General features: G+C 37.0%; 1 protein-coding gene and 3 pseudogenes. All 4 read left to right on the top strand.

The window, feature by feature from the left end; all coding sequences use genetic code 11:
- Nucleotides 1–351 (top strand): YadA-like family protein (locus tag ACFIMP_RS09295; protein ID WP_375686302.1); only part of this gene is annotated, 351 nt, incomplete at its 5' end.
- Nucleotides 352–1455: 1104 nt separating this feature from the next.
- A pseudogene (locus ACFIMP_RS09290) lies at nucleotides 1456–3573 on the top strand (hypothetical protein); the annotation flags it as partial.
- A 438-nt stretch (nucleotides 3574–4011) separates the two neighbouring features.
- A pseudogene (locus tag ACFIMP_RS10035) lies at nucleotides 4012–4593 on the top strand (YadA-like family protein); the annotation flags it as partial.
- 1180 nt (nucleotides 4594–5773) lie between these two features.
- Nucleotides 5774–7236 (top strand): annotated as a pseudogene (locus ACFIMP_RS09285) (hypothetical protein); the annotation flags it as partial.

Raw genomic sequence — 7236 nt, 5'->3', positions numbered from 1 at the left:
GCCAATAAGTATACGGATGAGAAAGTTAGTGGTCTTGTCAATGATGCTGTTAACGAGTCGAAATCCTATACGGATATAAAGTTTGAGACATTGAATTATGCTATTCAGGATGTTCGGAAAGAAGCAAGACAAGCTGCTGCTATTGGTCTAGCAGTATCTAATTTAAGCTATGACGATACACCGGGAAAATTAAGTTTTTCACTTGGTACGGGTGTATGGCGCAGTCAATCTGCACTTGCTATTGGAGCTGGTTATATGTCTGAAAATGGAAGATTTCGCTCTAACGTATCTGCAACGAGTGCTGGGGGACATTGGGGTGTAGGTGCTGGATTTAGGGTAACACTGAATTAACAATAGAAAATTCGAAATAAATTTCCCTTCTCTTATCAAATGCGTTACATGTGCCATTTAAAGAGAAGGAAAGTTATTTTCATCATAAATGAATAGCAATAGAAGATAAGGGCGTATTTCGAGTAAAAATATATTTTTTATTGTGAAATTTTATATCAAAAAATCATTTATCACCTCCAAAAGGAATTATTTGAGTAATCGATATTTATTTTTAAGAAAGTTTTGCCTTCTTGTCTCATCAGACAAGGGTGAAAATTTTATAAGAAGTGATATTTTACACAGAAATTCATAGAGTAGTATACTTGTAAAGTTTTTAATTGTATTCTGTAATAATAATCTTAGTGGGACTAATTTTAGTTACAGTGAAGCATTTTAACAAAAAACTACAAATGCCAGAGGGATGTTTTCATATAAATTAACAGACTACGTGTAACCGCACAATATTTGAAAACTATACAGTTTATAATTTTATAATAGAATATCCACTAGGGGTATTTTTAAAGAAATAAAAAGTCTCATTTTTTCCTTGCTATTTTTTAATAATCTGTATAGAGTGCGAAAAATTAATTAAAAGAAACTAGAAATCTTCTCGCAAAGCGGGGTGCGGTAAGTTATGGCAAAATTACAAAATCACAATCATCTAATCTCAAAGAGCTTTAAGAGATACAAATATAAAACTCAGGGATATCTCGCTTATTTTCACGACAAAAGCACAATAACCCTACAAAAAACGCTCTAAATTACTCAACAAACAGCTTAACTCCCTTCCGCAATAAACATTTTATTGCCTCTTAAACACACAACCCCTAATAATAGTACACAAATATGTTTTTTCTACACTTTTTTCACCTTTCTTCACCTTTAAATTTAAAGGCTCTGCTGAAGAAAAACACCCCTCCTTAAAGGGGGATAAATAAAAACCACATTAATTGGACTATCGATCAACGTCGACTTCTATCTCATTGATATCTTAGATAGTCCTCTTCCGCATTATGACAACCCTAATCTTTTATAAAACAAGAAAAAACAATCTCTGGAGCTTAGTAGCACCGGAATATGTCTTTTTGATGTTTTAAATATCTTTTTTTACTTAGAGGATTTATTATGAAAAAAATATATACCACACCACACACGCTAGCAGTGAGTAATTTAAAAAATTCTTGCTCGTCTTATCGATTACCTTTTATTAAAACGCTTTCATTAGTGTCAGTAGCTGTCTTTTTATCAAATGCTTCTCCTGTTTTTGCTTGTGATCTTTGGGGTAATGTAGCACAGTATTTTGGCGGAGGTACAAATATACGTAAAAGTATTGCGCCAACCTATATAATTAACGGTAAAATATATAGAGATGTTGGTTCTGCGCTGTATGGTTTGGAGAATTATGTCGCTGAAACCAGGTATGATAAGCTTGTTAAGCAAGATGCATCAGGACTTATTACAATTGGTGCGGACGTAGGTGGTAATAGAATAACTATCGCAAATAGCTCTCATGGATTGAGGACTCTTACTGGTGTTGCTGATGGTTGGGTTTCGCCAATCTCGTATGATGCAGTCAATGGTTCTCAGCTTTTTTCCCAAGGCATCAGTACTGCGATCTCTTTTGGCGGTGGTGCTGGATACGATAGAAAAGGAAACTGGATAGCTCCTACTTTTACAGTTAAGGTCTTTGATAAAAATGGTAATGGAGCTGAAAAGGATTATAAGAATGTTGCGGATGCCTTTACTGGCGTAAGTAGTTCTTTCACGAATCTTGATGCAAAGATTGAAAATATTAAGGTAGCAAGTAATAGTCTTGTTAAGCAAGATGATACAGGACTTATTAGCATTGGTGGAGAAGTAAGTGGAACTAAGGTAAGCATTGCAAACGTTGATAATGCAGTTCGGACTCTTTCGGGTGTTAAGGCTGGTTCGATTACAGCAGCGTCCACTGATGCGATAAATGGTTCTCAACTTTATTCCATGAGCAATGTAGTCGCAGGCTATTTTGGCGGTGGTGCTGGCTATAAAGATGGAAACTGGAGTGCTCCTACTTTTACAGTTAAGGTCTTTGATAAGGATGGTAATGGAGCTGAAAAGAAGTATACTAATGTTGCGGATGCCTTTACTGGCGTAAGTGGTTCTTTCACAAATCTTGATAAAAAGATTGAGAATATAGTCATTAATGGGACAGGTGATGATCTTGTTAAGCAAGATGATGCCGGACTTATTACCATTGGTGGAAAAGTAAGAGGGGTCCAGGTAAATATAGCAAATGTTGATAATGTGGCACGGACTCTTGCGGGTGTTAAGGCTGGTTCGATTACAGCAACATCGACTGATGCGATAAATGGCTCTCAATTTTATGCCATGAGCAATGTAGTTGCTAGCTATTTTAGTGATAATGCTGGATATGATAAAGATGGAAACTGGAATGCTCCTACTTTTACAGTTAAGGTTTTTGATAAAAATGGTAGTGGGACTGAAAAGAACTATAAGAATGTTGGGGATGCGCTTTCTGGTGTAAGTAGTTCTTTTACGAATCTTAATCAAAAGATCGAAAGTGTGACAGGTGATAGTTTTGTTAAGCAAAATAGCGCTGGGCTTATTACGATTGGTGGAGACAAGGGTGGTGATAGAATAGATATTGCAAACGGTATTAATTTTCCACGAGTTATCTCTGGTGTTAAAGGGGGTGCATTTACGGCAACATCGACCGAAGCAGTAAATGGTGGTCAAATTTATTTGATGGCTCAGGCATTTGCAAGTTATTTTGGCGGTGATGCTGGCTATAAAGATGGAAAATGGTCACCTCCTACATTTACAGTTAAAGCCTTTGATAAGGATGGTAATGCAACTGAGAAAAACTATACTAATGTTGCAGATGCGTTTTCTGGCGTTAATAGTGCTTTCACAAGTTTGAATGAGGAGATTGTTAAGATAAAGAATAAGCCTGGTATTGAAGAAAAGGAACGCCCCCATCAAGACGGTGATTTGAATGATATTATTTCAGAAGGCTTTCCTTTTATGAGAAGCTTACCTAGTGCTTTAGGTAATGTGAAGGTTCCAACTACGATAACTGTTGCTCCTAAATCACCATTAAAACAAGTAAGTTTTATGAGTAGTGAAGGTGAAAGCCGGCGTCTTTTTGATATTGCTGCTGGTGAGATTTCAGAAACGTCGACTGATGCTATAACTGGTTCTCAGCTCTATTCGATAAACAACCAGATTGCTACTTATTTCGGTGGTGGTTCTGGATATAAAGGTGGAAATTGGAGTGCTCCGACTTTCACAGTTAAAGCCTTTGATAAGGACGGGAATGAGATTGATAAAGAGTATACTAATGTCGCGGATGCATTTGCTGGCGTTAATAGTGCTTTGGCAGGTTTAAATCATCAGGTTGTTGATATGAAGAATGGCCTTGGTATTGGTGAAACAGAGGGTAAACCACAAAATGGTGATCCTTCGGATGTTATTTCAAAAGGCTTTCCTTTTATGAGAAGCGCACGTTTTCTAAGAAGCTTACCTCTTGCCATAGATGAGGAAGAAAGCGCCATAGATGAGGCGGATAATTCAACCACGGTAACTGTTGCTCCTAGTGAAATTTTAGAAAAGTCAACTTATGAGGTGACTGACAATCAGTTTTCACAGATGAGTAACAGGGTAACAGGCGTTGAAAAAAAGGTAGACAGCGTTACAGACAGGGTAACAGAAGTTGAAAACAAGGTGAATGTTGCGGTTAGCTATGATACCGATGATAGCGGAAAGAAAATCAGTAGCATCACTCTAAAAGGTGTCGATGACAGTGAGCCTGTTTTGATTACTAATGTTAAAGATGGAAAAATTGAACATGGCTCTAAGGACGCAGTGAATGGTGGTCAGTTATACGATCATACCGCGGAGCAGATGAAGATTACTCTTGAAAGTGCGAAAAAGTATACGGACGATCAAGTCAATAATGGTGTTAACGAGGCAAAATCCTATACCGATATGAAGTTTGACGCACTAAGTTATGATATTACGAATGTGCGCAAAGAGGCAAGGCAAGCAGCAGCGATTGGTTTGGCAGTCTCTAACTTACGTTACTTCGATGACCCAGGATCTGTGAGTGTTTCATTTGGTGGCGGTTTTTGGCGTGGACAATCTGCCTTTGCGATTGGTGCAGGTTATACATCTGAAGATGGCAAGATTCGTTCTAATCTATCAGCAACCAGTGCTGGCGGTCAGTGGGGTGTAGGTGGTGGAATAACTCTGAAATTAAAATAACACCAGAGAATATGAAAAACTACAATTTAAGCGAAGCTTCGCCCTTGTCTTCTTAGACAGGGGCGAAATTTTATATTATAGAGAAGTAATATTTTGCAGAGAAGGCCATAGAGTAGTATATTTATAAAGTCTTATAATAATTAAAGTCTTATACCAATGTATTCTATAGTAATAATCTTAGTGAGATTGATTTTAGTAAGAAGTAAAGCACTTTAACAAAAATTTTACAAATACAGAGTAGTACTCTCAGTGCGTAATTGCGCAGTATTTTAAAACTGTACGTTCTATAATTTCATTGATAGAAAATATCCATTGGGGGATACGTTTAAAAATTTAAAAATCCTATTTTATTATTTTATTTATTTGCTCTGTACATAGCAGTAGCAATCATGAGGCACGCAACAGCAGCAATTATTAGTAAGACTCATTTTGATCAAAATGGGACACTTAAATAAAACTATGAAACAGAATCTCTAGACAAGTCTATAGTGCATGGAATCTATGAGTTTTAAAGTTATAAGGATATTTCACGGTTATATAAATCGGAAAGACTCATTCTGTAAAAATAATTAAATTCATTTTCTTCTTGCTATTTCACTCAATAGTCTATAACATCACAAAATATTCTTTAGTAAGACTCATTTTGGCAAAAACAGAAAAATGCTCGCAAGGGGGGGCAGTTGATTATGAACAACACACACAATCATCCTCATTTTACTCTAAAGCTTAAGAGTATGCCGCTTATCCCCGCGATAAAAGCGTAATGATTTCACAACAAGTACTCTAAATCATTCAGCCAACAACTTAAACTTTTCCCCTAATAATACCTTACAGCTTCTTAATCATATAAAATGAACTCTTTTACTTTTAAAATTATAAACCGCAGACCTAACAATAGGGTGCAAGTATGTCTTCTTCATACCTGTTTTTCACCCTCATCCAGGAGTTTTGTTGCAAAAAAAGCACCCTTCTTAAAGGCGGAAAAAATAAAAAACCCATTAACCACATCGTTTATCAAGATTGATTGCAACCTTGCTAGACTTCTAATTACTTCTGTTCGCCTCTGCGGCAAACTCAAACTTTATAAAGAACAAAAAAAATCACGTCGTTAATCACTTCTAACACTGAAATATGACTTTTTAATGTTCTAAATATGTCTTTCCTATTTGGAGAATTTGTTATGAAAAAATTATATACCACACCAAAAGCGCTAGTGGTGAATGATTGTAAAGATTCTTGCTCGTTTTATCGACGGCTTTTTATTAAAGCGCTTTCATTGGCTTCAGTGATTATATTTTTATCAAATGTTTCTCCTGTTGCTGCTGCTACTCAGATTTTAAATAACATATCAAAAGACTTTAGTGGTGGTACAAATGCGCTTAAAGGTATACCGCCAGCCTATGTAGTTGGCAGTAAATTGTATAGAGATAGTGGCTCTGCATTTGTAGAGGGGGAGGATGCCCCCAAGAACTTAAGTCTTAATATTAAGTTTCAGACTAAAGCTGCTTTTGATACTGCATTTGCAGGTACGGAAGGTTATAAGAATGTAGAAGGTTATAAAAGTGTTGCGGATGCATTTTCTGGCACTAATAGTGATTTGGCAGGTTTAAATCATCAGATTGTTGAGATAAAGGAACCCCATGCTATTGGGGGAAAACAAGATAATCCATCTCACGGTGATGATCTGCATGAAAATACAGACAACTTTTCTCTTATAAGAAGCTTATCTCGTGAACTAGTCCGAGCGGACGATGAAAAGATGATAACTATTGCTGGTACCTCACCATTAACTCAAATAACTATTCGGAATAGTAAAGGTGAGACACGGCGTCTTTTGGATGTTTCTCCTGGTGAGCTCTCAAAAACGTCAACCGATGCCGTTAATGGTTCCCAGCTTTATACGTTAGGCACTGGGGTTGCAAAATCTTTAGGTGGTAATGCTAGTTATGCGGATGGAACTTGGAGTGTACCTACATTCACGGTTAAGAGCGTGAAAGAAGATGGCAAAACAGAAGATAAAGAGTATCATGATGTAGCAACAGCGTTTGCTGGTGTAGGAACTTCTTTCGTAAATATGAATAATTCTATCACGAATATTAAGAATGAACTTAGCAAAGATATTGCTGAAGCAAAGAGTGATTCCTTGCATTGGAGCGATACTGCACATGCTTTTGTAGCGACGCATGGAGAGAAAGATAGCAAAAGTAATAGCAAGCTTACATCTCTTTTAGATGGTTCGATTAATGCTGGTTCCACGGATGCCGTAACGGGTAATCAGCTTCATGCTCTAGGTAGCAGTGTTGCAAAATCTTTAGGTGGTAATGCTAAGTATGAGAATGGCACGTGGAATGCTCCTACATTCAAGGTTAAGCGATTTAATTCTGATGGTGATGTTACTGATTCGACTTATGATAGTGTCGCGTCTGCTTTTGCCGGTGTTGGTGATTCTATCACGAATATTAAAAATGAGATTAGCAAAGAAATTGCTGGTGAAAAGAGTGATTCTTTAATCTGGAGCCAAACCGCGAATGCCTTTGTAGCGACGCATGGTGAAGAGAATACAAGTAGCAAGATAACGTCTCTTAAAAATGGAGACATTAGTAGAACGTCAACGGATGCTGTAGCGGGTAACCAGCTATATGC

This window comes from Bartonella sp. AP65SXKL (assembly GCF_042195725.1).
GTDB lineage: Bacteria > Pseudomonadota > Alphaproteobacteria > Rhizobiales > Rhizobiaceae > Bartonella.
Note: the sequence above shows the minus strand (reverse complement) of the source record. Positions and strands in the feature narration are given on the sequence as shown.